Origin of the sequence: Pseudomonas hormoni (assembly GCF_018502625.1) — a bacterium.
Classification (GTDB): Bacteria; Pseudomonadota; Gammaproteobacteria; order Pseudomonadales; family Pseudomonadaceae; genus Aquipseudomonas; species Aquipseudomonas hormoni.
The window spans coordinates 2935904-2961073 of the sequence record NZ_CP075566.1 but is presented as its reverse complement, the minus strand read 5'-3'; the positions used below and the strand labels follow the sequence as shown (position 1 = coordinate 2961073).

Annotated in this window: 22 protein-coding genes and 2 pseudogenes; 6 read left to right on the top strand and 18 right to left on the bottom strand. The window is 59.2% G+C overall.

All coding sequences use genetic code 11. The annotated features are described in order from the left end of the window. Positions 1 to 40: 40 nt before the first annotated feature. The 3 genes from KJF94_RS13665 to KJF94_RS13655 all read left to right on the top strand — a co-directional run bounded on the left by KJF94_RS13665 (position 41) and on the right by KJF94_RS13655 (position 2579). Positions 41 to 487, top strand: a complete 447-nt coding sequence (locus tag KJF94_RS13665; protein WP_214384202.1) for an NUDIX hydrolase — start codon at positions 41 to 43, stop codon at positions 485 to 487. Positions 488 to 863: 376 nt separating this feature from the next. Then, complete coding sequence (locus KJF94_RS13660; protein ID WP_214384200.1) at positions 864 to 1733, top strand: AraC family transcriptional regulator; 870 nt, start codon at positions 864 to 866, stop codon at positions 1731 to 1733. A 219-nt stretch (positions 1734 to 1952) separates the two neighbouring features. Next, positions 1953 to 2579 carry a LysE family translocator gene (locus KJF94_RS13655; RefSeq protein ID WP_250548280.1) on the top strand — a complete coding sequence of 209 codons (627 nt, stop codon included), beginning with the start codon at positions 1953 to 1955 and terminating at the stop codon, positions 2577 to 2579. Between the two features lie 239 nt (positions 2580 to 2818). Here KJF94_RS13655 and KJF94_RS13650 read toward each other — a convergent pair whose 3' ends face one another. From KJF94_RS13650 to KJF94_RS13595, 13 genes and pseudogenes are all read right to left on the bottom strand, one after another. Then, complete coding sequence (locus KJF94_RS13650; protein WP_214384198.1) at positions 2819 to 3259, bottom strand: addiction module antidote protein; 441 nt, start codon at positions 3257 to 3259, stop codon at positions 2819 to 2821. A 1-nt stretch (position 3260) separates the two neighbouring features. Beyond that, a pseudogene (locus KJF94_RS30215) lies at positions 3261 to 3410 on the bottom strand (type II toxin-antitoxin system RelE/ParE family toxin); the annotation flags it as partial. A gap of 27 nt (positions 3411 to 3437) precedes the next feature. Further along, positions 3438 to 3731 carry a fructose-bisphosphate aldolase gene (locus KJF94_RS13645; protein ID WP_214384196.1) on the bottom strand — a complete coding sequence of 98 codons (294 nt, stop codon included), beginning with the start codon at positions 3729 to 3731 and terminating at the stop codon, positions 3438 to 3440. 599 nt (positions 3732 to 4330) lie between these two features. After that, positions 4331 to 4549 carry a PLD nuclease N-terminal domain-containing protein gene (locus tag KJF94_RS13640; protein ID WP_214384194.1) on the bottom strand — a complete coding sequence of 73 codons (219 nt, stop codon included), beginning with the start codon at positions 4547 to 4549 and terminating at the stop codon, positions 4331 to 4333. Positions 4550 to 4871: 322 nt separating this feature from the next. After that, positions 4872 to 6293, bottom strand: a complete 1422-nt coding sequence (locus tag KJF94_RS13635) for a mannose-1-phosphate guanylyltransferase/mannose-6-phosphate isomerase (protein WP_214384192.1) — start codon at positions 6291 to 6293, stop codon at positions 4872 to 4874. A 117-nt stretch (positions 6294 to 6410) separates the two neighbouring features. Further along, entirely contained in the window at positions 6411 to 7499 is a 1089-nt protein-coding gene (locus tag KJF94_RS13630) for a mannuronate-specific alginate lyase (protein ID WP_214384190.1), read from the bottom strand. Continuing rightward, positions 7499 to 8896 (bottom strand): alginate O-acetyltransferase AlgX-related protein, encoded by a 1398-nt coding sequence (locus tag KJF94_RS13625; protein ID WP_214384188.1) that lies wholly within the window; start codon positions 8894 to 8896, stop codon positions 7499 to 7501. Before KJF94_RS13625 ends, KJF94_RS13630 begins: the two co-directional genes overlap by 1 nt. 11 nt (positions 8897 to 8907) lie before the next feature. Further along, complete coding sequence (algG, locus tag KJF94_RS13620) at positions 8908 to 10422, bottom strand: mannuronan 5-epimerase AlgG (RefSeq protein WP_214384186.1); 1515 nt, start codon at positions 10420 to 10422, stop codon at positions 8908 to 8910. Positions 10423 to 10504: 82 nt separating this feature from the next. Then, a complete protein-coding gene (locus tag KJF94_RS13615) occupies positions 10505 to 11938 on the bottom strand; it encodes an alginate export family protein (protein ID WP_214384184.1) in 1434 nt (477 codons plus the stop codon). Beyond that, positions 11935 to 13335 (bottom strand): SEL1-like repeat protein, encoded by a 1401-nt coding sequence (locus tag KJF94_RS13610; RefSeq protein WP_214384183.1) that lies wholly within the window; start codon positions 13333 to 13335, stop codon positions 11935 to 11937. The genes KJF94_RS13615 and KJF94_RS13610 overlap by 4 nt, the downstream gene beginning before the upstream one ends. Then, on the bottom strand, positions 13332 to 14546 hold the full coding sequence (locus KJF94_RS13605; protein ID WP_214384181.1) for an alginate biosynthesis protein Alg44: 1215 nt from the start codon (positions 14544 to 14546) through the stop codon (positions 13332 to 13334). The genes KJF94_RS13610 and KJF94_RS13605 overlap by 4 nt, the downstream gene beginning before the upstream one ends. 63 nt (positions 14547 to 14609) lie before the next feature. Then, the gene (locus tag KJF94_RS13600) at positions 14610 to 16091 is read right to left on the bottom strand and encodes a glycosyltransferase family 2 protein (RefSeq protein ID WP_214384179.1); all 1482 of its coding nucleotides are present in this window, start codon (positions 16089 to 16091) and stop codon (positions 14610 to 14612) included. A 57-nt stretch (positions 16092 to 16148) separates the two neighbouring features. Then, positions 16149 to 17459 (bottom strand): nucleotide sugar dehydrogenase, encoded by a 1311-nt coding sequence (locus KJF94_RS13595; RefSeq protein ID WP_214384177.1) that lies wholly within the window; start codon positions 17457 to 17459, stop codon positions 16149 to 16151. A 276-nt stretch (positions 17460 to 17735) separates the two neighbouring features. On the opposite strand from KJF94_RS13595, the gene KJF94_RS13590 reads away from it, so the two are divergent. Then, positions 17736 to 18011: a hypothetical protein gene (locus tag KJF94_RS13590; protein WP_214384175.1), complete on the top strand. Its 276-nt coding sequence runs from the start codon at positions 17736 to 17738 to the stop codon at positions 18009 to 18011. 158 nt (positions 18012 to 18169) lie between these two features. Here KJF94_RS13590 and KJF94_RS13585 read toward each other — a convergent pair whose 3' ends face one another. The 5 genes from KJF94_RS13585 to KJF94_RS13565 all read right to left on the bottom strand — a co-directional run bounded on the left by KJF94_RS13585 (position 18170) and on the right by KJF94_RS13565 (position 23646). Then, entirely contained in the window at positions 18170 to 19585 is a 1416-nt protein-coding gene (locus KJF94_RS13585; protein WP_214384173.1) for a purine-cytosine permease family protein, read from the bottom strand. Positions 19586 to 19909: 324 nt separating this feature from the next. After that, positions 19910 to 21058 (bottom strand): acetylornithine deacetylase, encoded by a 1149-nt coding sequence (argE, locus tag KJF94_RS13580; RefSeq protein WP_214384171.1) that lies wholly within the window; start codon positions 21056 to 21058, stop codon positions 19910 to 19912. Further along, the gene (locus KJF94_RS13575; protein WP_214384169.1) at positions 21055 to 21732 is read right to left on the bottom strand and encodes a DUF1028 domain-containing protein; all 678 of its coding nucleotides are present in this window, start codon (positions 21730 to 21732) and stop codon (positions 21055 to 21057) included. Before KJF94_RS13575 ends, argE begins: the two co-directional genes overlap by 4 nt. 162 nt (positions 21733 to 21894) lie before the next feature. Further along, positions 21895 to 22311: a RidA family protein gene (locus KJF94_RS13570; protein WP_214384167.1), complete on the bottom strand. Its 417-nt coding sequence runs from the start codon at positions 22309 to 22311 to the stop codon at positions 21895 to 21897. A 24-nt stretch (positions 22312 to 22335) separates the two neighbouring features. Further along, complete coding sequence (locus KJF94_RS13565; protein WP_214384165.1) at positions 22336 to 23646, bottom strand: flavin-containing monooxygenase; 1311 nt, start codon at positions 23644 to 23646, stop codon at positions 22336 to 22338. A gap of 192 nt (positions 23647 to 23838) precedes the next feature. Between KJF94_RS13565 and KJF94_RS13560 the strand changes: the two genes are divergently transcribed. After that, positions 23839 to 24219 carry a RidA family protein gene (locus KJF94_RS13560; protein ID WP_008027160.1) on the top strand — a complete coding sequence of 127 codons (381 nt, stop codon included), beginning with the start codon at positions 23839 to 23841 and terminating at the stop codon, positions 24217 to 24219. A gap of 323 nt (positions 24220 to 24542) precedes the next feature. Continuing rightward, positions 24543 to 25160 (top strand): annotated as a pseudogene (locus KJF94_RS13555) (extracellular solute-binding protein); the annotation flags it as partial. Positions 25161 to 25170: the final 10 nt, after the last annotated feature.

Sequence of the window (25170 nt, the reverse complement as noted above, 5' to 3'; positions counted from 1 at the left end):
GCTGCTACAGGCATTTTTCAAAGTAAATGGACTTCACATCATGACCACTCATCGCATCCGCGCCCTGGCACTCTGCATCTTCCATCACGATGGCAAGATACTGGTCAACGAAGCTCGCGACCCCATCACTGAAAAGCCATTCTTCCGTCCGATCGGTGGCGGAATCGAATTCGGCGAAACCAGTGCCCAAGCCATTGTGCGAGAGGTGCATGAAGAACTCGGTTTGCCCATCACCGATGTTCGCTTGCTTGGCACTCTTGAAAGCATCTTTACGTATAACGGCACACCAGGGCACGAAATCGTGCAGGTTTACGACGCGAAGTTTGTAGATGCCAGTGTCTATGAGGTGTCGCACTTGAATGCTCAAGAAAGCGATGGCGCGGCCTTCGTTGCGAAGTGGCTCCCGTGGACAGGCTTTACCGATGAAGCGCCGTTGGTTCCTGATGGACTTCACGAGCTGCTAAAGAAAGTCTCAATATTGGATTGAGCCCCTCCTTTAAGCACCTTATAAAGGCGTTCGCGGTTGACCCCAGCTTGCTGGGCGACTTTGTTTTACGTCTATAGCTTTCGCAACTTCCCCCAGCGGATCAACCAGCGCCAAGTCTGGGTAATTGCACTGACTTGACCACCCGTTTGCATTCGACCTGACCAGTCATTTGCATCGGACTTGACCAGCACACTTCGTAACCATGACCAGCAGAGAACGGCCAGAAGTGGACACCTGAAATGCCCCCGACCTTTACAGCGCCTTGGAAGAGATCGTATTGGCTAACCCAAAACGTGCCTTGAGCAAACGCGGCTAGGCGCGTTCACGCCGCTATAGTCGACTCTATTGCCGACCGTACTTCCAGGAGCTTTTTCCAGTGTCTGACATGCCGACCCATTTCGCTTACACAAAACGCTTCAACGCCGTACTCGCCTACATTGATGCCAATCTTGAAGGTGACCTGTCGGTGAAGACGTTGAGCCATGTGGCGAACTTTTCGGCGTTTCACTTCCATCGACAATTCACCGCGTTCGTAGGAGTGCCTGTCTCACGTTATGTGCAACTGATGCGACTACGACGCGCGGCACATAGGCTAGCCGCCCTCGCTGATCACTCGGTACTGGACGCCGCACTCGGTGCCGGCTTTGAAAGTCCCGAGGCATTTTGCAGGGCGTTCAGGCGGGCGTTCGGTATGACGCCGAGTGCGTTCAGGAAGGAACCGAACTGGCAGGTCTGGAATGCGGTATTCGCAATCCCTCACTTTTCCAGGACTATCATCATGCAAGTACGAATCATAGATTTCCCTGAAGTCAAGGTAGCAGCGCTTGACCACTGCGGACCAGCCGGGCTCGTCAATGAGAGCGTGCGCACGTTCATCGAGTGGCGTATGCAGAGCGGACAGTCGCCGGTGGCATCGAGTCGCACCTTTGGCATTCCCTATAGCAACCCCGATACGACACCTCCACAAGCATTCCGCTTCGCAATCTGCGGCGAGATTCACGAGGCCGTGGCGCCGAATGAGTTCGGCGTGCACGAGATCATCATTCCTGCCGGTCGCTACGTCGTGGTGCGACACGCAGGGTCACCGGATCACATCGGTGAAACGATCTATCCGATTTACCGCGATTGGCTTCCTGCCAGTGGTGAGGAACTTCGTGACCAGCCGCTATTCTTCAATTACCTGAGCGTCCATCCTGAGACACCACAGGATCAATGGCAAACAGATGTGTATGTTCCGCTGCAATAGCGGAGCAAGCAGCTTTCGACCCAAACAGGCAGAAAACGGCCAAAAGCAGCCGCTCAAAGCTGTCTACAGAAACGTGGGCGATTCAATCATTGCCAGAAAGCGACCGTTTATCTCGTCTGGTTGATATCGATGTCTCGAATAGCGCTGTCTGCGACATCCAGGCTAGAGTTGCGGTCGACATGAGGATGGATTCCGCTATCGCGCATAAGGAGAGTGACCGTGTTCCCAATGAATACCTGGTTTGCCTATACCGCAGCCTGCATCTTGCTGGTTGTATCACCCGGGCCGGACAACCTGCTGGCGATTGGCAGAGGGCTCAGCCAGGGTCGTATGGCCGCTTTCGTGTCAGGACTGGCTTCGGGCACAGGGATCCTGTTTCACGTGACGACCGCCTCCTTGGGATTGACTCTGCTTATGCAAACGTCGGTAGTCGCGTTCTGGATCGTCAAGGTGATCGGGGCGGGTTATCTGCTTTGGCTGGGCATCAAGGTTTTACGTACCCGCAGCCTGATCAACTTCATCCCAACAGCCAATCAGTCGCTGCGCAGCATCTTCCTCACCGGCTTTCTTTCTGCGGCGCTCAATCCGAAACCGGGGTTGTTCGTCCTGGCGTTCATTCCCCAGTTCGTCAACCCGCAATTGGGCTCCGTCACCCTTCAGATGCTGGTGTATGGGGTATGGTTTGCCGCACTGACGACCGTGGGTTTCGCGCTGATGGGAATATTTGCTACCGGCCTGTCGAGCCATATTCGGCAACGGCCGCGGCTGGTCAACGGCCTGAATGTGGGGGCCGGTTTGACTTTTGTCGTGTCGGGCCTGTCCATCGCGGCACTTAGCCAGAAGTAGCGCACCCCTTAATTTAACGTTATGCACAAGGAGGAGCGGGTGCACTTATTTGAAACACTGAGGCTAATCGGACGGCCAATATCGCGGCAAGATCTGCCCGCATTGACGGATATTCTGAGCGATCCTGAGGTGATGAAATATTCTGTTCGTGGGGTTTGTGACGGAAAAAAGGTGACAGATCTATTTGAATAAATAGAACTGTCACCTTTTTTATCGAAACCTGGGAACAACCAGCCGGTTCAGGCTGGGACAGGTTTGGTAGCAACTTTGGACTTCGGTTTGCCAGCAGCAGGCCGGGCGGCGGATTTTCCTGGAGCAGGTCTGGGCTTGCTTGGGGCTGCGGCTGGCGTCGCCATTGGGCGTACGGTGAGTTCCAGGCCTATCGCTGTCATCAGCTTCCTGATTGTCTCAAAACGCGTTTTCGTTCCGCCTTTAAGCACCTTATAAAGGCTTTCGCGGTTGACCCCAGCTTGCTGGGCGACTTTATTTACGCCTATAGCTTTTGCAACCTCACCCAGCGCATGAACCAGCGCCGTGTCACCTGCCTTCATACTTTCAGCAATGTAAGCCGCCATTATTTCCGGGCTGTCGAGGAAGCGGGAAGCTTCGTGACGACTTGTGCCAGAAATGTCGAGATTGAGGATAGGCATATCCTCGGGATTGAATTTCGTTTCGCTCATGTCATTTACCCTTCATGGCATCGAGGATCTGTTTAGCTCGTTTGATGCCCCGCGCCTGATCCGTTTTTTCGCTTCCAGTAAGCATCGTGTAGTCGGTCATCCCGGTGCGCACAAAGTAGATTCTGTAGCCAGGACTAACAAAAACCCGCATTAACGCGGGTTTTTGTGTGAAGTTCGTTCATTGACCTTTGGATGTATCAAATCCCCGCTGCTCAATCACCCGAAACACATCGCTCACGTCCTGCACCATGATCCGGGCGATGTTGGTGACGGTGTTGATGTCGTTTTCGGCGTAGTCCGGCAGGCTGGTGCAGGCCATGAGGTTGAGATATTTGAGGACGGCGTTGAGGCGTTCGCTGACGCAGTTGTGCAGTTCGCGGATGGGGGCGTCGCTGTCGATGAGGAGGACGGGGTAGTCGGTGGCGAATTGGGACATGGGGGTGAAGCGGCGAGGCGGGTGTTGGGTTGTCATGGTTTCAGTCCTAGAAAGATGAATTACATCCGTCATACCAATCACAGAGGGAAATTGTCAGTGGCGTGGCTGGCGGTATTTGGTGTCTTCTTTTTAGGGCTGCGAATCCCTGCCGCTAACTGCTGTTAGCGACGGAGCAAACTATAAGTGGCGGCTTTGCTGTCTGCAAACGGGTGTGTAGGACGACAGTCGGTTTTCTGTAGTAGCTGGCGGAGCCTGCGTTTGGCTGCTTATCAGTTACATGATCAGAAGTCGCGGTGTGACAGATGAGCCTTGCACCCTGGATTTACGGTTGCTGCGCAGCCAAACGCAGGCTTCGCTAGCTGCTACAGGGGATGCGTTGATGTTTAAAAGTACGGCAAGGTTTGGGGCTGCTGCGCAGCCCAGCGGGAGCAAGCTCCCTCGCCACAAAAGGCGGTTTCCTACGAGATTTTCGGAGCTGAAGATTGAAAGATCGCAGCCTTCGGCAGCTCCTACGCGGATTGAGTGGCGGCTGATCATTCAAGCTATCCGGCCAGAAATGACAAAGCCCCGAATCATCGGGGCTTTGTCGTTTCAAATTGTGCGGTTTCTAAATCGTTGGCGCGGATTGTCCGGCGTCATTGGCGAGCCTGCGGCGAATGCGGATTCGGATCGGTGTGTTTGGGGCCGGCCAATGCCCATGCGATCAGCCCGAACAGCGGCACAAACACGATGACCACCATCCATACGAGTTTGTTGCTGGATTTGCCTTCGGCTTTGCGTACTTTGTTGATTGCCCATAGCTCGACCAGCACAAGAACTGCTGCGAGTACGATCCAGATGGTTTCGGTTTGCATGAGTCACCTCCTGATAGTCATTCAGTTAGGTGGGTGGGCGTAGGTGGGGTTCATTAAATTTTGAGGTTTTGTGGGGGAGGGCGAGGCGTTAGCGGTTTGCTCGGGAGAGTTGTGATGGTCGACATCGATTGTGTATGTCAGGGCGTCATCGCGAGCAGGCTCGCTCCCACAGGATGTGATGTAGGCGGACACAACCTCGTATCCGCCTGTCCTCAGATTACACAGCGCTATGAATCACCTCGATGATTCGCTGCGCAATGTAGTCCACGTGTGTCTCCAGGCCCGCGTTTCTTCCTCGTCCGGTATACACGTCAAAGCTGGCTCAGCTCTTGACCTCCTGGTTCCTGCCGTACACATCTTCCAGACGCTTGATATCGTCCTCGCCCAGGTAGCTGCCGGTCTGCACTTCGATGACTTCCAACGGGATTTTTCCGGGGTTGGCCAGGCGATGTACCGATGCGATCGGGAGGTAGGTGGACTGGTTTTCAGTGAGCAGGAAGACCTTGTCGTTGCACGTCACCTGGGCGGTGCCGGAGACCACGATCCAGTGCTCGGCGCGGTGGTGATGCATTTGCAGGGACAGTTGAGCGCCGGGTTTCACGGTGATGTGCTTGACCTGGTGGCGGATGCCGTTGTCCACCGAGTGGTAACTGCCCCAGGGACGATACACCGCGCAGTTGTTCTGGGTTTCCGAGCGATTTTGGGCGTCGAGCGCATTCACCAGTTTTTTCACGTCTTGCACGGTGTCGCGGTGCGCGACCATCAGTGCATCCTCGGTTTCTATCACGACCAGATTTTCCACCCCGAGCAGGGTCACCAGTTTGCTACTGCCATGTACGTAGCAACTGCGGCTGTTGTAGCTGACGACATCGCCCTTGAGCACATTTCCATCGCCGTCCTTGTCGTGCACATCCCATAGCGAAGACCAGCAACCGACATCACTCCAGCCAGCGCTCAGCGGGACAACCCAGGCACGGTTGGTGTGCTCCATTACCGCGTAGTCGATGGAGTTGTCCGGGCAGCATTCGAAGGTGGCCCGATCGATGCTGGTCACGCCTTCGCTGCTGGGGCTACGCTCCAGGGCGAGCACGCAGTTCTCGTACATGTCCGGTTCGTGAGTGCGCAGCTCTTCGAGATAGCGGCTGGCACGGAACAGGAACATGCCGCTGTTCCAGAAGTACTCGCCGGAGCGGACAAATTCGGCGGCGGTTTGCGCGTCGGGTTTCTCGATAAATTTTTCGACCTTGAAAGCACTGGCGCCGGCATCACCGCAGTCGGCCTTGATGTAGCCGAAGCCGGTTTCCGGACGCGTTGCCGGAATGCCGAACAGCACGAGGTTGCCTCTGAGCGCTTCCTCCTGCGCGTTTGCCAGTGTGGCGCGCAAGGCGGGAACGTCGCTGATCACATGGTCGGCAGGCAGCACCAACATGAGCTCGTCGCGGCCTTCGGCGATCAGTTTGAGGGCCGCCAGTGCCACCGCCGGCGCGGTGTTGCGGCCGAAGGGTTCGAGCAGGATCGCCTGCGGCGTACAGCCGATGGCGGCGAGCTGCTCATTGACGAGGAAGCGATGCTCCTGATTACAGACCACGATCGGCTTACCGATGCCATCGAACGCCAGGCGTTGCAGGGTTTGCTGAAACAGCGATCCTTCGCCGGCCAGACTCAGGAATTGTTTTGGGTACAACTTGCGCGACAGCGGCCACAACCGCGAACCACTGCCGCCGGACAGAATGACTGGAATCATTTCTCTTACCTCCCGCACCTTCATCAATCGACATGAAGGCGCTTCGCACAGCGAAGGACTGCCTTCCATTATTCAAAACACAAGCCCGATTCAGAATGGCCGCATCGGCTGATGCAGTTATTCCTTCTGGTCAGCAAAGAGCTGGGTGATGTCGCCGCCCAGGCGGTAGTTTTTCATCGGTTCGACTGACTGGCGCCAGCGGTTGGTTTCCGCCGAGCAGTCGTACAGCGCGCAGTAAGGTTCCAGCCAGGCAAACTTGCCGTCCTCGTTGAGGTCCTCAAGTGCCTGCTTGTAGCCGGTTTTGCGTTCAAACAAACCTGGGTCCTTGATGCCTTCTTCCACCCGCGCTGCCAGACGCCGCATGGCGCCGTTGTTTTCTTCGCGCAGGTCGACGCCGTTGGCCTGGGCGAAGGACGCGATCATCATCAGCGGCCCCATCGCGTAGTTGTGGTAAGCCAGAGCGCGGGTGTCGCGGCCCAGTTCGTTGGGCAGATAGCCGTCTGCATTAACCTGGGACGCGCCGATGCGAAACTGCGCAACCGACCAGTCGAACAGATCGCGTCGATCAACCACCACCGAGGCCGCCATGACGGACCATGCCGCCCAATATTGGTGGTTGTTGAGCCGGTCCAGCGGCTGGTCACGCCAATCGCGCACCACCTGTTCGGCAACCTTGCCGATCCAGGCCTCGATAGGCCGGGTCTGCGCCTCGCGGCCCCTCAATGGCTGCGAACGCGAAAACTTGAGCCGCAGATACGCCGAAGAAATACTGCCCAGCGCCCATTTGCGCATCGACTTGCCGGTATGGGTGTAGGTGGTACTCAGCAGCGCCTGCGCCTTGGCCCACTCGCCGAGCCAGCTCAGGGTGCAGTCCACATGACCGGCGCGGCCTTGTCGTAAATAGGCGGCGACTTGTTTGTTGACGCCTTTTTCCAGTTCGTTGATATCGCCCGACATTTCCTTGTAGCGTTTGTTGGATTCGGCGTTGAGCTGATCCCGTGCCTTGCCCGAGCCTTCGTACTTGCTGGGGATCAACAGGTCACCGGTATAGGGTTTGGGTGTCGCCGGGCAGCTCGGCGTGTCGCCTTTTTTGTCTACGGCCGGCGCGTAATAACCCTGGGGCGGGCGAAGTTGAGCGCACGCCTGCATGATCGGCCCCATCAGAATGAGGGCCACGCCAACGGCGGCCCAGCGCGCCTGACGCATCAGTTTTCCTCCGTCTGCGCGGTGCGCAGGGAAGGTGCCGCCGTGATGGCGGGTTTGACACACAAGCGGGTCGAGAGCGACGTGGCGTTCATTCCCGGCGGTGGCTGCACGTCCATGGACAGAAACGTCTGATCGTCCCAGTCCCCGTCGCCGCGCAACTCGAAGGCGAAGCGGCCCTGGGTATTGACCGTCGGCGAACGGCTCAAGCTGATGTTTTCCTGGCGACCGTTCATGTAGGTCAGGGTCGCGTTCATCATGTGTACGCCTGGGTCGGCGAACCTGAGGTCGACCTGATAACGACTGCCCTTGATCGGATACACATTGCCGCCACCGCCGTTGAACAACACCTGATTGCGCCCGCTGTGCAGGTTCGCCTGGCTTCTGAGCAGCGGCGTCTGGTTTTCGCAGCCATCGCTCAGCGCCGCCATCGCCTGCCGGTAGAAGCTGGATTTGCCGAGGCTGTCGAGATTATCGGTTTCCCAAACCAGCACCGCCGGCGGGTCTTTCTGGAAGTCGTCGCCGAGCAGGTAGGCGATCAACGAATCATCGTAGCCACCGCCCGGTACACTGAAGTTGCGCACCGGAGTCTCCAGGTATTGTTCGAGGAAACCGGCAAAGTTGAACAGTTCGCCGCTGGCACTGGTACCGATCAAGGCGACCTTGGCAGGGCCTTTGGCGTTGCCCTGGGCCCGGGTTTGATAACGGCTGACATACTGCGCCGGATAGCCGTTGCCACAGATTTGCGCGGCGGCTTTTTGCAACGTACCCGAGCGTCCCAGCAGGCCGGCCGTCTGGCTGGTGAAGGTCTGATGCGGCAACGCCTTGAGCACATCGCTGCCCTCGAGCGTCTGCGCCACCAACTGGGCACTGCGGTCGGCGCCATAGGGTGTCCAGTTGTGGTCGCCCTTGAAGTAGAAGGGCTGCCCGGCTGGCTGGGGCGCACCCAACAGGTCGCTGAAGTCGGCGACCTGAATGCCCAGGTCGCGCACCCGGTCCAGCGTTTGCACGTAGTTCTGCCGTGCCCGGGCCGGATCGAAGGTGGCCAGTTCCAGCGGCGTCAGGCGGTCGGCGTGCAGCAAGCCGCGGCTGGGCGGCATCACCAGCACCAGTTCGACCCCGCGCTGGGCGAGCCCGTCGCGCAGGCGCTTGAGGGCTCTGTAACCGCTGTCATCGAGGCCGAAGTCAGTGCGGAAATCGCTACGGGTGCGAAACAGCCACTGGTCTTTGGCCTCCACCAGCGTCGCGTAATTTTTCAGCTCCGGTGGCTCGTAAAATGTCGCCTGCGCCGCTTGCGGGCACAGCTTGCAGCAGGCCTCGGCCGTGTACACCGGCTGCGCCTGTGCCCCCATCGACATGGACAGCAGGTACACAGCGGCAAATCCATGAAGGGTGTTCATCGGCAGGCTCCTCACAGTGTCTCGGGCAGAATCAGCGCGGCGGCATGGCGGCGCAGGAGGATGTCCATCAAGTCGCCCTGAAAGTCCCCCAGCAAGCCGGTGAAAGCCAGGCCGTCCTGTTTCTGTGGCGCCAGAAAGGTCAAGTCATAGAGTTCCAGGCGCGTGGGTGAAAACACGGCGATGGGGCTGGAACCGTTGCCGATCAGCTTGCCGCCGACCACGGTGAGCGACAGTTTTTCTTCGTAGGGGTCTTCCTTCAGATCGCGGTCGCTGCCACGCAAATCCTTGATGTGGCCGTAGATCCCGGTCAGGGCATTGGCCATCAGCTCGTTTTCATACAGCCGCACGCCGGTGCTGTTGCGCACCCGGATCCCGTGTCGGTCATTGTCAGCCGCGCGGTTGCGCCACATCAGGTTATTACCGCTCTCATACAAGGTGATGCCGTCGGAGCGGTTTTTGTAGGTCTCGTTGTAGGCCAGCAGGTTGTTGACGCTGGAACGGTCCAGGACAATGCCGGACAGCTGATTGTTGTAGGTGCGGTTGTAGATGATCCAGCTGTCGTTGACCTCGCGCGAGAGGATGATGCCGTGCTTCTTGTGGGTATCGAAGACGTCGTTATGGGCAATGATCAGCCGACGCGAACGGTCGTGCGGGTCGATGCCGTACACGATGTTCGCGCGATAGGTGTTGCGCAGAATCACCACGTCGTCGGCTTCGTAGCAATAGAAGCCGAAATAGTTGTCGACGAACTGCGAATTGATCAGCCAGCCGGTCGGTTTTTTGCGCTTCATTTTCGGCGCCATGCTCGGGCTGTACTGGGAAATACTCACCCCATAGCTCTTGCTCTCGGTATAGCCGAAGCTGGTGATGGTGCTGTTGACGATGTAGGTCTCGGTGCCGCCCCAGGAGATGAGAAACGGCCGAAACACGTCGTCTTTTTTGAACCAGGCCGGGCTGTTGTCTTTCTCGCTCCAGGCGGTGACTTTGGTATCGGTAATAAACAGTTTGCCGTCATTGACCAGAAAGGAACCGCCGTCCTGGGACAAGCGCAGCTCCTTGACCGACTTGTCGATATGCAGGGTTGCGCCGGGACGAATGACGATCGGCAAGCGCGCCAGAAACACCCCCGGCGCGGTTTCGCGCAAGGCGGTCTGTGGCAGGCTGCGCGCCAGTTGCGTCAGGCTCATGTAGCCACGGTCGATGAAGATTGCCACGGGCATTTGCTTCTGGCGCACCACCCATTCCTTGAAGCGATCCTGGCCGCCGATGAACTCGTCGAGCGCGTTTTCCTTGAGCATTGGCTGGATCAAGGCGCGGCCGGCGGGCTTGTAGGAAATCTTCGCTGCGACTGCCTCGGCGGTATAGCCGGACAGGTCGGGAATTTTCGGTTCCTTGATCAGCAACGGCTTTCCCGGAGCCTCGGTGATGGAGTAGCGCGGTATCAGGACGTCACCCGCTGTGGCACCTGCCGTCTGCATCAACAGCATTGCGGCGAGCAACAGTCCTATCTTGACGACACGGTCCATAAGTCTCACTCATCAAAAATGCAGCCTGGTGTGATCAATGCGCCGTTGCCCACGGTGGCATCACCGTGGGCAACCACCGGTCCTAGATTTTCCAGACAAAATCAATGAACGCTCGATGCATGCTCGAGTCGGTGTCGTTGGCGTAGGCATCACCCGGGAAGAACACGCCCAGGCGCAAGCGGATCAGCGCCGAAGGTTCGTCGACCCAATCCACCATGCTCGCGGGCAAAAGGCCTTGCTTGAAGTACTTGGTCATGACCAGATCGACTTCCTGGCCCAGGTCCTTCTCGCCGTCCACCAGCGCCGCATTGACGATCCCGTCGTCGCCGGTTTGTTGCTCATCGTCGACCCGCCAGAAGCGGTGGTAGACGAGGCTGGCGTCGTAGTCCTCGCGCATCTGCCAGGAGCCGAACAGCGTCGCCGTCTGGAGGTTGCTCAGTTCACCGCGAAAGGCTTCACCGAAGCGGTGTACGCGCGAACGCGTACCGGTGAAGTTGGAGCGGTTGCTCTCCAGGCCGGTTTGCTGGTACTGATTCTCCTGGTCGTGACCGCCGCCGTCGCCGCGGGCGGCAGCAGCACCGACGCGCCAGCTTTCATCGATGTTCCAGCGCAAGCCCAGGTCCGCGGCCCAGGCGTTGACGTCGCCACTGGTATGGCCCGTCGCGATTCGATCGCCGACGGGGTCGATCTCGCTGGTGAGGTTTTCGCGATCACCGGTCAGCCAGGTCGCGGAGGCCCAATAATTGAGCGGCATCGTCGAGCGATAGTTGTAGCCGTCGCCGTTCGCTTCGAGACCGACCCAGGTCAGGCTGCCGGTGTTGGTCTTGTCGAGTGTATCGACCTGCTCGCCGGGATCGGGCAGGCTGCCGCTGTCCTCCGAGTGATGGACACGCAGGCCTACCCAGTTATTGGGCGTCCATTGCGTAGAGATGTCGGCGAAGACATGGGAACGGTCTTCATCTTCGGGCGCCAGGTCGTCGAAATCGGTGCGATAGTCGGAAAAGCGTTGGGCGGCGCCGATGTGGGTGCGCAGCAACGTGGTTTCGAAGGTCCAGTTGAGCGCTTCGATGTTGGTGTCCATCCATTGGCCACTGTCCTCACGCAGACGCTGGCGTCCCAAGCGCAGATGCTCGCCCGGATAGGCCGTGATGCCTTGGTAATCAACCCAGAACTCGCGAAGCGCGAGGTAGCTGTCATCCGCTTCACGGGTGTTGTTTTGGTCGGCGCCGTTGTTCACCGTATCGGTGTCGATGGTGTCGGTCGCCGCCACCGCCTGCGCCATCGTATAGGCACTCCAGTTGCCCCATTGGCCAAAGGCCCAGGGCCGCAAGTCGATGCCTATATCGTTGAGAGTGCCGCCGGATGCCGTGCCAAGGTCCCGGTCGTCCTGCGACTCACCGGTAATCTTCACATCCAGGCCGAAGTTCTTCGGCGCCACTTCCGCTGCCAGCACCAGACCGGCGCTGCACAACAGCGAAACTCCCAGACCACAACCAGCCAATAATGCTTGCTTCATAGTAAGTCCTGTCCATTTTCCGGAGTTTGCAGTCTGGCTAGAGTCGCGCCCGTCAGACGAGCCTGGGCTTCTTCCTCAAGCAAGGGCTGCGCGATTTTCCTTTCTGCCGGGGTCATCCCCGACTGCAGGGCCGACAGTACTGGCCCTGCATCTACCGTGCCCTGGCGTTGCGCGAGTTGCGCAAAGACAAAAGCGTTGATCCGATTGACCTTGACCCCGCGGGAGTCGGAAAACATGTGGGCCAGGGCCAAATCGGCGTTGGGCGAGCCATTACGGGCTGCCAGCAACAAATGTAGCAGGGCTTTCTGTGGTTCGACCTGGCCGAGATAACCGCGTCGGTACAATTGGCCCAGGTAGTAATGCGCGCCGACTTCACCGGCCGCGGCCGCCTTGAGCAAATGCTCCTCCGCCAGGCGCGGATCCTGCGGTAACCATTTGCCGAGGTAATACAGCCGCCCGGTCAGCAGTTCCGCCCGTGGGTCGCCCGCTTCGCGCCCGCGCTGCAAGGCCGAGAGCAATTGCGGCGCATCGCCTTGCGCGGGGTAGTCGTCGATCAACCGTGCCAGGCTGGTCCAGGCCGGCGGATAGACCGGCGCCAGTTCCTCGAGCAGACGCTGGGCGCTTTGCGGGTCGGGCGGGCCTTCGAGGGCGGGCGACGACAGCACGCGCGCCACTGACTCGACTCGCAAGGGCGCTACTCGTCCTTCGCGCAAACCCTGGCGCAACTGCACCAGCAGGTCCGCTTGCGCCTTGGGCTGGGCACGCATCCGGTTGATGGTCGCCAGCTCCACATAACAGGCATCGAGTACCGCCAGCCGAGCCCGGCACAACTGTTCGATCTGCGGCAGGTGAGCGTTATAGGTGCCTTGATTGCGGTAAATCAGAATCTGCGCCAGGTCCGCCTCGGCAATGCCCTGGGCACGCCAGCTGTCGACTTTCTGCTGCGGATCCACCACAGGCGCCATTCGCGGGTAGCCCAGGTACAACAACGTCAGCGGCACCACCGCACTGAACTCGCCTTTATCCAGCGCGCCTTCCAGCAATTGGCGGGACTCTTGCACTTTCTGGGGATCACCCGGGCTCTGACGCAGCAACAAGCGGCCCAGGCGTGACTGCGCCTTGACCGATTCCGGCGCGGCCTGCCGGTACAAGACTTCCGCCTCTTTCAGGCTCGCCGGGTCGCCCGCCGAGGCGGTCAAGTCGCCCATCCCGGCCTGGGCATCGGCATAGCCGTCTTCGGCCAGCGCCGCGTAGTTCTTGCGCGCCGTTTCATAATCGCCGCGCTCCATGGCCTCGCGCGCCAACCCTTGATCAGGCAGGGTGCCGCAGCCGTGGATCATCATCAGCGCAGCGGCCAACGCAGAAAGCCACAGCCCCGATCGCCATGCGCCGTTCATTTTCCGGCCGCCATGACTTTATTCACCCAGGCGTTTTTCACCCAGGTATTGGCTGCCGAGGCGTTCTGCACCCAGACATTGCCCTGCAGCTCTTCGATACTGACCTCCACCGGACGCCCGGCCTGATCGGTCTGCAACGGGCTGTCCGGTTCGATGGTGACCCGCAGGTCGGAGGCCAGGCCGCCGTTGTCCAGCGCCACCGCGGTGATTTTGCCCATGCGTGGCTGTTCTTCACCGATCAGCTGGAAATTCACCACTTTGCCAGGCTGGATCTTGGCAAAATTCTTGTAGGGGAAGCGCGCCTCGATGGTTGCGACACCGTCGATCGGCATCAATTCGTACACCGTGGTGCCCTTGCCGACGACCTGGCCGTCCGGCACCAGCTGCGACACCACCCGGCAATCGCAAGGGCTGGTCAGCGAGCCCTGCAGGGTTCGGCTGAACAGGCGCTCAAGGTTCTCCGGGGTCGCCTGCCCGGGCGGCAGGTTGCCTCTCATCACATCCAGCAGCGAGGCCGAAAAGGTCGCCAGCGGGGCGCCCTTGGACACCACCGACCCGACCTTGACCAGGGAGTTGACGCTGCCGTCGCGCGGCAGGCCAATCAACTGACCGGGGACATTGACCCGCGCCGATTCGGCATGAGTGACGTAGTAAATGCCATACAACTGGTGCACCACATACCCAAAGGCAGCCAGGCCCACCAGGAACATCAGCAGGCTTATCGTGGTGGCCCGCAAGCGTGCGAAAACGCCCATGCCGTTGCCGCTTTCGTGCTTGCGCGGCTTGGTGAAGTTTTCGCGTTGCTGGGTCGCGAGCATGTCCCCCAGGCTGATCACCCCTCCCGAGAGGTAAGAGGTGATCACGTAGCGCAAGGCGGAAATCGCACGAGGGCGCAGGTTATGAAACTCGCAACCTATCCGCTGCCCATCGTCGTTGATCGAGCGCACGACAAACTCCACGTCGATGGCAAACCCAAGCGCATCGACCTGGAACACCAGTTTGCCTTTGTGTTGCCGGCCCACGATCAGCGATGTGCCCGGCTGACTCAGGCTGAAGCCACCGGCCGACAAGTCGATCAGCTCGCAATCGAACGCCTCCCGGTCGGGCCCGTGGAACTTGATCCTCGCCGGTAGACTCAGCCGCGCATGCTGACGCTGCACCTCCGACTCATGCACGACATTGTCATCAACAGCAACAAAAGCTGAGTTCATAACGCGTTCCTTCCCATCGATGGATACCGATCCGGCACGGCCTGCCGAGCCCTGACACCTGTGCTACACAATCCACATCAGCAGTGCGCAAAACACACTGCCGGCCGAAAACGTCATGGCCCGCGACGACCAGGTATTGAACCAGCGCTGATAGCTGGCCAGGCCGCGGTCGAGTTTGGTTTTCTGGCGCGTCCACGATTGCTGGTCGAGACGGAAGAACACATAGATTTTCACCATGGCCCCGACCAGCTGGTTGTAATAGAGAATCAGTGGGTAAGCCGGTCCGACCGGATGCCCCGATGCCAGCAACAGAAGACTCAGGATCAAGCGCGTCACGCCGATCCAGAGCACATAGATCATCAGGTAGGCAAAGGTGTATTTGAGGCTGGCAATGATCGCCACTGAAGGCCCGAGCAGGCTGGCCCACATCGATACGCGTTGGTCCAGCAGCACCAGCGAGGTGAACCAGCCCAACCGCCGCACGCCCAGGTGCAGGGCCCGTGAGTTCTGCCGCAGGTTATTGCCATACCAGCGGAACATCAGCTTGCGGCTGGCCTTGAAGAAGTTTTTTTCCGGGGGATGCTCGACGGTGTTGATCGCTGCATCGGGCACATAAAAGGTGTCGTAGCCCAGCCGCATCAGGCTGTACCAACTGGACTTGTCATCACCGGTCAAAAAGCGGAATCGTCCCAGACGCCAGTGCTGCAGATAATCGCGCTCAACGTCCTGGATAAAGCCGGGGTTGGTCACCACCTGGGCGCGGAACACCGACATCCGCCCGGTCATCGTCAGCACGCGCTTGCCCAGTGCCATCGAACACATATTGATGTGCCGTTGGGCGAACCGCAGCTTGTGCCATTGGCTCATCAGGTAGCTACCGCGTACCTCGCAGAACTCATTGGTGGTCAGCCCGCCGACGTTCGGAAACAGCTTGAACCAGCAGACGGTCTGACGCACCAGTCCGGCGGAGAGCACGGTGTCGCCATCGACCACCGCCACCACCGCATCGGCGTCCGGCACGTGTCGGGAGATCGCCCGAAAACCGTGGGCCAGGCCATCGCGCTTGCCCGTGCCGGGAATCCGCACAAAGCTCAACTTGACCTGATTCGGTGGGGTATAGCTGTCCCAGAGTGCCTTGATCAGCAGCTCATCGGCCAGCTCTACGATGGAACAGACCACCGTGGTCGGGTAACCACAACCGATGGCCTCTTCGATCACCGAGCGGTAAACCTGCGCCGTGGTCAACGCATCGATACGAAAACTGGTGACCAGCAAAAACACGTGGGACGGATCGGCACTGCTGCCGAGCCGGGTGACCCTGCGCCGGTAGTACGGGAACACCAGATAAAGGAACAGCAATCCGCGAAGGTAATGGATCGCGCCCATCGTATAGCGCCAGATACCGACCGCCCCCAGCAACAGGAGAAAGTCCCTGGATTGGGGATCGAACACTGAGCGCGGCAGCAACAGTGCAAGCCCCATCAGCGCGGTGACGTAGAGCAGCCACCCCGCAGCTTCGCGCAAGTAATCCCTGGAATCAGCCATAGCTGTGACTCCTGTTCGATAAACCCGTATCGCTCGGGTTGCAGTTCGGTGCCGCTCTTACCAGCAGATACCTTCGAGCCGATCGTCACTGGCGTTTGGCATGAAACCCACCAGGTCGACCACCTGCTTGCCTTCGGGTACATCAAGTGCGAAGGCTTTGAAGGACTCGTCACCGTTACCCAGCACAATCACATCCGCCTCCTCGATCACCTTCGTAAGGTCAGCGCGTAACAGCGAAGCCAGGTGCGGGATCTTCGACTCGATGTAGTCCTTGTTGGCCCCGTAGATACGCGCGTATTCAACGTTGCGGTCGAAGATATGCAGGTCGTAGCCCTTGCCGATCAACATTTCGGCCAACTCCACCAATGGGCTTTCGCGCAGGTCATCGGTGCCCGCCTTGAAGCTCAGGCCGAGCAGGGCGATCCGCCGCTTGCCGTAGCTGGTGATGATGTCGAAGGCTCTCTGTACCTGCGCCGCATTGCTGCGCATGATCGAGGCCAGCAGCGGGTGTTCGACATCCAGTTGCCCGGCGCGATAGTTCAGCGCACGCACATCCTTGGGCAGGCAGGAACCGCCGAACGCGAAACCGGGGCGCATGTAATAACGCGACAGGTTGAGTTTGGTGTCCTGGCAGACCACATCCATCACATCGCGACCGTCCACGCCGACGGCCTTCGCGATGTTGCCGATCTCATTGGCGAAGGTCACTTTGGTCGCGTGCCAGACGTTGCAGGTGTACTTGATCATCTCCGCCACTTCGATGCTCCTGCGCAGGAGCGGCGCGTCCAGCTCTTGATAGAGCGCGACGAGCATGTCACCGCTGCGCTGGTCGAGTTCACCGATCACCGTCATGGGCGGACAGTTGTAATCCTTGATCGCGGTACTTTCGCGCAGGAACTCCGGGTTGATCGCGACGCCGAAGTCGACACCGGCCTTCTTGCCGGAACAGTCTTCAAGGATCGGGATCACCACGTTCTTCACGGTGCCCGGCAGCACGGTGCTACGCACCACCACCGTATGCCAACCGTCCTTGGCGTGCAGGGCTTCGCCGATCTCGCGGCAGACCGACTCTATGTAGACCAGATCCAGATCGCCGTTCTTCTTGCAGGGCGTAGCGACGGCGATGAACGACATATCCGTGTCCATCACGGCCGTCTTTACATCACCAGTACCCCGCAGCCGCCCAAAATGCACCCCCTGCTCGAGCAGAGCCTCCAGGCCTGGCTCAACGATGGGCGACTTGCCCTGATTGATCAGGTCGATTTTTACCTGCGAGATATCCACCCCGATTACGTCATGACCGCGAGCACAGAGACAGCCCGCGCATACAGCGCCCACATACCCCAAACCAAATATGCTGATACGCATCGGTGAGTTCCCCGTATACCCGGATTCCGGAAGGCCATTGGCATGCCGCTCAGGCCGACAGATACTCTATCGGACCAACTAAGTGGCTGTTTTGTATAACTTGATTTTCGGCCCGCACTTGCAGAATTAAGAGTGTAGACAAACATCGCAGAAGCACTGTCATTTTTTTTAACAGAAATTTCGAACACTTAGCGCCGACAATATAATTATTAGGATCCAATAATTCGGTGCGAAAGCGAAAAATTTTGCTCGTTAAAAAAATATCAATAGAAACAAATGGATAAAGAAGTTATTTCGATTATTTATATGATTAGAAGCGGTGTTTATGCACCAAAATCAGGCGGGTGGATTACATCGATTTTCGAACTGGCACTGACGCGGTGCAACATCAGCGTTACAACTTTTTTATCACGCCAATTGAATTCCTTTGGAAGTGTAAAGTTGCTGAGACATGTCAAATTTTTAATAACTGTTTTATTGGCGCTTGTATTGCACGCCATAGAAAATATTTTGGAATTGCAGGTTATGATCAAACAGCAAAAAACCGCATGAATGCGGTTTTCCATATACACGTTGCTCAATTACACGAACCAGTCGATAGGGAGAGATGGTTTTGGATTTACTCGCGTTGGGGCCGTGTCTGTTAACTCCATATTGAGTGACAGCGCCCCTTCGCGAGCCGGCTCGCTCCCACAAGGGATTGGGGGGGCTTAGAGGCTGTTGGCGAGTTTTCCGGTGGAGAGGCGGCGTTTGTAAGCGGTGTCGCGGTTGGCCAGCCAGTAGTAGAGCGGCGAGGTGATGATCAGGCCCACCAACCAGGACAAGTCGGCCCCATTGATGTGCTCCGAAATCGGCCCGACATACAGCGGCGTGTTCATGAACGGAATCTGCACCGCAATTCCGATCGCATACGCCAGCAACGCCTGCGGGTTGTATCGGCCATAGATCCCGCCATCGACCTTGAAGATCGAGTTGATGTCGTACTGACCTTTGTGAATGGCGTAGAAGTCGATCAGGTTGATCGCGGTCCACGGCACGAGCACCACGAGCAGCACCAGCACCATGTCGACGAAGTGGCCGATGAAGTTGGCGGAAGCGCCGACGGCGGCGAAGCAGCAGGCGGCGAGGATGATGATCGAGAGGATGGCGCGGCTTTTCGCGGTGGGGATCCAGCGGTAGGCGAAGGTCTGCACCAGGGTGATCAGCGACAGCACGGCGCCGTAGAGGTTGAGGGCGTTGTGGCTGATGACGCTGAGCAGGAACAGCACGAGCATCAACGGTCCGATGGAGCCGGTGGCGAGTTTGACGGCGTCCATGGTGTCCATGCCGACGGGTGTGGCGAGCACGGCGACGGCGCCGAAGATGAACGAGAGGCTGGAGCCGAGCACGGTGCCCAGATAAGTCGTCCAGAACGTGGCGGCCACGGGCACGTTGGCCGGCAGGTAGCGCGAGTAGTCGGAGACGTACGGCGCAAAGGCGATTTGCCAGAGCGCGGCGAGAGAGACGGTGGCGAGCCAGCCGGAAATGTTGAAGCTGCCACGGGTGAGGAAGTCGGCGGTCTGCACGTGGGTGAAGATGTAGCCGAAGCCGAGCACGATACCGGCGCCGAGCACCCAGGTGCCGATGCGGTTGAGCACGTGGATGAAGCGGTAGCCGATGATGCCGATGATGCCGGAACCGAGGGCGCCGATGACGATGCCCACCGGCACCGGCACGCTGTCGACCACGCCGTGCAGGGACTTGCCGGCGAGGACGATATTGGAGGCGAAGAAACCGATGTACATGATGCCGGCGATCAGCACCACCAGCAGGGCGCCGAGGGAGCCGAACTGGGCGCGGCTCTGGATCATCTGCGGAATGCCCATCTGCGGGCCTTGGGCCGAGTGCAACGCCATCAGCACGCCGCCGACCAGGTGCCCGACGAGGATCGCGACGATGCCCCACACCAGGTTGAGGTGGAACATCTGCACGCCGAGGGCGCCGGTGACGATGGGCAGCGGAGCGATGTTGCCGCCGAACCAGAGGGTGAACAGGTCACGGGTTTTGCCGTGGCGATCTTCGGGCGGCACATAGCCAATGGTGTGTTTTTCGATGAGCGGGGCGGAGGTTGTTGCTGCGGTAACCATGACGGACTCCAAGGCAGTTTGAGTACGTGGACGTACTTCGGTGAGCGCCGCGCGGGGGCGACGCTTTTCTTGTTGGAGTTGATGATGTGCGGTGGATGGGGATAGATAAATTACAAAGATTGTTGGTATAGACGTTAAAAAATGTAGGTCGCCGGGGATGGGGTTTATTGGGGGCGAACGCGGTCCTGTGGCGAGCGAGCTTGCTCGCGCTGGGCTGCGCAGCGGCCCCCAAATAGGGTGGCAACTACCCGTTTTGTGAGTGCTGCGCACTCAAGGGGGAGCAAGCTCCCTCGCCACAGGATCGTGTGCCGAATTTGATGTTGGTTAGCTGATCGATAGCAGCATTCGTCGCAGCATTTCATCGCAGCCGTTCAGTTGTTCGAGGCTGACGAATTCGTCCGGCTTGTGGCCCTGATCCATGCTGCCAGGGCCGCACACAACGGTGGGGATTCCTGCGGCGTCGAACAGGCCGCCCTCGGTGCCGAACGCTACCGTGCCGAACGCTCGGGAGCCGGAGAATGCAGCGATCAACTCAGCCGCTTCGCTGTGTGCATCGGTCGCTAATCCGGGATATGCCGAGAGTTCACTGAAGCGAATCTCACTCTGTTCACTCACCGCACGCATTCGCGGCAGTACGTGCTGTTCGGCATAGGTTTTCAGTTCCCGGGCGACGTCGCTCGGATCATGCGAGGGCAGGGCGCGGATTTCGAAGTCGAAGCGGCAATCGGCGGGGACGATGTTCAAGGCTTTGCCGCCGCAAATCACGCCGGTTTGTACGGTGCTGAAAGGCGGATCAAACCGTGCGTCGTGATGCTCGGGCGCTTTGAGCCGGTTGCCAATCCGTCCCAGCTCTCCGATCAATTCGGCGGCGTATTCAATGGCATTGACCCCAAGCGGCGCGTACGCCGAATGGCACGCTTCACCGTGAACATCACAGCGCATCGCCAGTTTGCCTTTGTGCCCGAGCACCGGTTTCAGTTCGGTCGGCTCGCCGATAATGCACAGCATCGGTTTGACTGGCCGTTGCTCCAGCTCCGCCAGCAACGAACGCACGCCGAGGCAACCGACTTCTTCATCGTAGGAGAGCGCGATGTGCACGGGCAGTCGCAGCTGCGCGCTCACCAAGGAGGGAACGAGGGCAAGCACGCAAGCAATGTAGCCCTTCATGTCCGCCGTGCCACGACCGAACAACTTGCCATCGCGCTCGGTCAGTTCGAACGGCGCCACGGTCCACGGCTGGCCGTCGACGGGCACCACATCGGTATGTCCCGAGAGCACGATGCCGGGCAACTCCGCCGGGCCGATAGTGGCGAACAGATTGGCCTTGCTGCGCTGCTCGTTGTAGACCAGCTCACTAGGCACATCGAAGGCCGCGAGGTAGTCACGGACAAACTCGATGAGGTGCAGGTTTGATTCGCGGCTCGTGGTGTCGAATGCCACCAACGTCTTCAGCAAATCGCGGCTGGTGCTCATCGATCGTCTCCGGCGACACCGTAGCCGGGGGATTTGTCCGGGGCGAGGGCGCGGTCGATGTAGTCCTGGACTTGTGGACGGTAGGCGTCCCAGAGTTTTTCCAAGTGGCCGATGGGATCATTGTCCGCCCAGTCGACCCGCAGGTTGATGATCGGCCAGGTCAGTTCGCCGACCACCACCATCGCCGCCGAATGCACCGGCCCGGCTTCGCCACCGGCGGCAATGGCGGCTTTCATCGCGGCGAGCAAGCGGTCGGCCAGTTGCCCTTCACCGTGTTCGAAGGCTTCAACCATGGCTTCGATCACCGAACGGTCCGCAAGCATGTTGCCGGCGGCGACGCATTGTTCGCCGGACACGGCGTTGTGGTTGCCCAGGGTTTGCGCGCCGCTGAAATGGGCGGTCTGGCCGAGGTGGTCAATTGCAGTGATCTGCCGGTATTGGCTGTAGCCGTTACGAGTGAGGACTTTGTCCAGCGCTTCGGCTGGGGCGAGGCCCTGCTCCAGGAGAGCGAGGACGTCCGGGCCGAGGGACGGGAGGGTGATGTTCTGTGTGGAAACGGCACCGACACCCGGCAGCAGCCAGGGGCAGCGGGCGCCGACGGCGATGCTGGAGGAACTGATCGCAATGCCGAACTGACCGGTTTCGGGGCAACGGGCGGCGATGGAGAAGGTCATGTTTTTGCTCCTTGGTTTGCCTTGGCAAAGTGGTTGTCTGATCTAACGCCATCGCGGGCAAGCCCGCTCCCACAGGGATCTTCGGTGGCCAAAAAATTTGTGTACGACGACTAACCTGTGGGAGCTGGCTTGCCGGTGATGGCCGCGACTCGGTCTGGTTCCTTACTCAGGAATCACCGCAATCACATCAATCTCCATCAACCACTGCGGTTGCCCCAGCGCCGACACCACCAACCCGGTAGAAATCGGAAACACGCTTTTCAACCACTTGCCGACTTCCTGATACACCGGCTCGCGATACCGCGGATCGATCAGGTAAGTCGTGGTTTTAACGATGTGACTGAGATCGCTGCCAGCCTCTTCCAGCAACTGCTTGACGTTGCGCATGGCCTGCTCGGCCTGGGCTCGCGGGTCACCGAGACCCACAAGATTGCCTTCGAAATCAGTCCCGACCTGGCCACGAACATAAACCGTGTTGCCCGCGCGGACGGCTTGGCACAGGTCATTGTCCAGGCTCTGGTTCGGGTAGGTTTCCTTGGTGTTGAACATACGAATACGGGTATGGGTTGGCGTGGACATTTGAAGCTCCTGACAGAAAAAGGCTTAAGCACTGACCGTGGTTTTATGGGCGGCCGGGGCTTTTTCAGCCTCGCGTTGCGCCGCATCGTGGTAGTCGAGATAGGAACGCTGAATGGCGATGTGATCAGCCACATATTTGGCATCGTGCCAAACGCCCCAGATGAACGAAGACCCGCGACGCGATTGCCATGGCAGCCCGAGGAAATACACACCCGGTTCGCTCGACACGCCGCGCTGATGCTGCGGTTTGCCCTTGTCGTCGAAGGCGTCAACGTTGAGCCAGCTGTAATCCGTGGCAAACCCGGTGGCCCAGATGATCGAGGTCACGCCGGCCTTGGCCAGGTCGAGTTCAAGAATCGGGTGGGTCACGCATTCCGGGTCGGGGAAGGTAATGCGCGCTTCAGGTTCTTCCGGCAAGTCCAGGCCATTGCGTTCGATGTAGGCGTCGGCGGCGTTGAGCAGCGCCAGATAGTTCTCGTCGCCACGGGCCAGGTTTTCGGCCAGATTGGGCTGGAAAGTCGCCACGCCGCCATTGAATGATTGAGTCAGACCGACCAGCGTCATTCCGCGATGAGCGAGGCCACGGAAGTCCACGGTGCGGCCGCCATGTGCGCCACTCACGGCGATGGTGACGTGTTCACGGCCTGGCTTCATCGCCGCCTGGTCCCATTCGCCGAGCACGCCCAGCCACCAGCAGAAATCGCGATTGCGATAGGCGCGAGGAGGGCGGTCGTGGGCGCCGACGGAGAGATAAACCTGCTTGCCGGAGCGCTGCAATTCATCGGCTATCTGCACGCCTGATGAGCCGGCACCGACCACCAGAACAGCGCCTTCAGGCAATTGCTGCGGGTTGCGGTAACCGGCGGAGTGGATCTGCAGGAACGGCTGATCTTGCGGTGCTATCGGCGGGATGACTGGACGCTGGAAAGGTCCGGTGGCGGCGACCACGCGGTTGGCTTCGATCACACCTTCAGAGGTTTCAATGGTGAACCCCGGACGACCGACGTTGCGTTCAACCTTCAGCACTTCCACACCCGTGCGGATCGGCGCGTTGAATTTCTTCGCATAGGCTTCGAAGTAGTCGGCGACACGTTCTTTCGGCGCAAACGCGTCGGGGCTGAGGTCGTCAAAATCAAGACCCGGAAAACGGTCATGCCACGCCGGACCATTCGCCACCAGCGAATCCCAACGCCCGGTGCGCCAGCGCTCGGCAATGCGGTTGCGCTCCAGCACCAGGTGCGGCACGCCCAGTTTGCTCAGGTGTTCACTCATGGCCACGCCAGCCTGACCGGCGCCAACAATCAGCGTATCTGTTTTTATTTTCTCAGTGGTCATCTCAATACCCTTCGACGTTGGAGTCAGGTCGCGAACGGCCTGCCATTTCTTGGGCTCAAGACTAGGGATGACCCTGGTATCGGTAAAATATTATTAAGCTGGCATTTGAGTATAAATAACTGAGGCAGAGCGTTTGACTCAGCAGGGCTGTAAACTGGCCGCCTCTTTTAACACCTCGAACAAGAGAACCCCATGGCCAACCAAGACATTACCTTCACCCCCGATCCCGACGCGGATTCCATCTCCTCCGACGTTGCCGGTTTCAACGGCATCCTGGTCTCCACGCAGATCCCGACCCGCGCCGACGGCAGTCTGGAACTGGGCGACATCACCCTGCAGAGCGAGTGCACGTTGCAGGCATTGAAGGTTGCGCTGGAGCGCGCCGGCAGTTCCATGGACCGCGTCATGCACCTGACCATCTACCTCACCGACATGGCCGACCGCGCCGCGTTCAATGAGGTTTACAAGCGTTTCTTCGCCAAGCCGTGGCCGGTTCGCGCCGCGGTTGGCGTGGCTTCGCTGGCGGTTGAAGGCATGCGTGTGGAAGTGACCGCGATGGCGGCCAAGGGCTGAGCCCACCACCAGACCGTAGGAGCGAAGCTTGCTCGCGAAGAGGCCGGCACATCCCACATCGACGTAGCCTGACACACCGCCTTCGCGAGCAAGCTCAGCTCCTACAAGGGCTGCATCGAGCACGAGCCGAATCCGTAGGAGCAAAGCTTGTTCGCGAAGAGGCCGGCACATCCAGCATCGATGTCGCCTGACACGCCGCCTTCGCGAGCAAGCTCAGCTCCTGCAAGGGCTGCATCGAACACGAGTCGAATCCGTAGGAGCAAAGCTTGCTCGCGAAGACGTCGGGACGTTCTACGCGGTTTCATTGGCGAAGGTGAGGTTGTCCAGCAACCACTGGCAAATTTGCCGACTGCGGTATCTCGATGATCGACTCCCCGGATGAAGTGCTTGCCGTCGTGCTCAATTATCTGGGCCGGGAACCGCGCAGTGCCAAACCCGAAGATCTCGCGGCGGCGAGTGAACTGCTGATGAAACTGCGGCCACACATCCGCAAGTTTCAGTCGCAACCGGTGACCGATCTGGTGAACGGCAACCTGTGCGTGTCGCTCGGTTACAGCGGCGACATGACCCAGGCGCAAAGGACGTCTGACAGTGCTGGCAAGCACACGAAATTCGAGTACCGCATTCCCCGTGAAGGCACCACGGTGTGGATGGACACCATGGCCATACCCGTCGACGCCAGACATCCGGAATACGCCTACGCGTTCATCAACTTCGTCATGCGCCCGGAGAACATGGCGGCCATCAGTAACTCCACCGGCTACCCGACTTCCAATGCCAAGGCACGCCCGAGCGTCAATGCGACGATGCGCAACAACCCGGACATCTATCTTGATGAAGCCACTTACGCGCGGCTGATAGCGGGCAAGGATATTCCCCAATCCGACATGCGCGCGCGGATGCGCACCTGGACCAAGTTCAAGACGGCCACGGCGAAATGAGTTCAAATTC

Coding starts and splice junctions, on each gene's coding strand:
- KJF94_RS13625 (WP_214384188.1), bottom strand. CDS start 8,896: ATGAACACCCTTCATGGATTTGCCGCTGTGTACCTGCTGTCCATGTCG.
- algG (WP_214384186.1), bottom strand. CDS start 10,422: ATGGACCGTGTCGTCAAGATAGGACTGTTGCTCGCCGCAATGCTGTTG.
- KJF94_RS13610 (WP_214384183.1), bottom strand. CDS start 13,335: ATGAACGGCGCATGGCGATCGGGGCTGTGGCTTTCTGCGTTGGCCGCT.
- KJF94_RS13635 (WP_214384192.1), bottom strand. CDS start 6,293: ATGATTCCAGTCATTCTGTCCGGCGGCAGTGGTTCGCGGTTGTGGCCG.
- KJF94_RS13575 (WP_214384169.1), bottom strand. CDS start 21,732: ATGACCTTCTCCATCGCCGCCCGTTGCCCCGAAACCGGTCAGTTCGGC.
- KJF94_RS13585 (WP_214384173.1), bottom strand. CDS start 19,585: ATGGTTACCGCAGCAACAACCTCCGCCCCGCTCATCGAAAAACACACC.
- KJF94_RS13630 (WP_214384190.1), bottom strand. CDS start 7,499: ATGCGTCAGGCGCGCTGGGCCGCCGTTGGCGTGGCCCTCATTCTGATG.
- KJF94_RS13570 (WP_214384167.1), bottom strand. CDS start 22,311: ATGTCCACGCCAACCCATACCCGTATTCGTATGTTCAACACCAAGGAA.
- KJF94_RS13565 (WP_214384165.1), bottom strand. CDS start 23,646: ATGACCACTGAGAAAATAAAAACAGATACGCTGATTGTTGGCGCCGGT.
- KJF94_RS13615 (WP_214384184.1), bottom strand. CDS start 11,938: ATGAAGCAAGCATTATTGGCTGGTTGTGGTCTGGGAGTTTCGCTGTTG.
- KJF94_RS13560 (WP_008027160.1), top strand. CDS start 23,839: ATGGCCAACCAAGACATTACCTTCACCCCCGATCCCGACGCGGATTCC.
- KJF94_RS13600 (WP_214384179.1), bottom strand. CDS start 16,091: ATGGCTGATTCCAGGGATTACTTGCGCGAAGCTGCGGGGTGGCTGCTC.
- KJF94_RS13640 (WP_214384194.1), bottom strand. CDS start 4,549: ATGCAAACCGAAACCATCTGGATCGTACTCGCAGCAGTTCTTGTGCTG.
- KJF94_RS13605 (WP_214384181.1), bottom strand. CDS start 14,546: ATGAACTCAGCTTTTGTTGCTGTTGATGACAATGTCGTGCATGAGTCG.
- KJF94_RS13665 (WP_214384202.1), top strand. CDS start 41: ATGACCACTCATCGCATCCGCGCCCTGGCACTCTGCATCTTCCATCAC.
- KJF94_RS13590 (WP_214384175.1), top strand. CDS start 17,736: ATGGATAAAGAAGTTATTTCGATTATTTATATGATTAGAAGCGGTGTT.
- KJF94_RS13595 (WP_214384177.1), bottom strand. CDS start 17,459: ATGCGTATCAGCATATTTGGTTTGGGGTATGTGGGCGCTGTATGCGCG.
- KJF94_RS13645 (WP_214384196.1), bottom strand. CDS start 3,731: ATGACAACCCAACACCCGCCTCGCCGCTTCACCCCCATGTCCCAATTC.
- argE (WP_214384171.1), bottom strand. CDS start 21,058: ATGAGCACCAGCCGCGATTTGCTGAAGACGTTGGTGGCATTCGACACC.
- KJF94_RS13650 (WP_214384198.1), bottom strand. CDS start 3,259: ATGAGCGAAACGAAATTCAATCCCGAGGATATGCCTATCCTCAATCTC.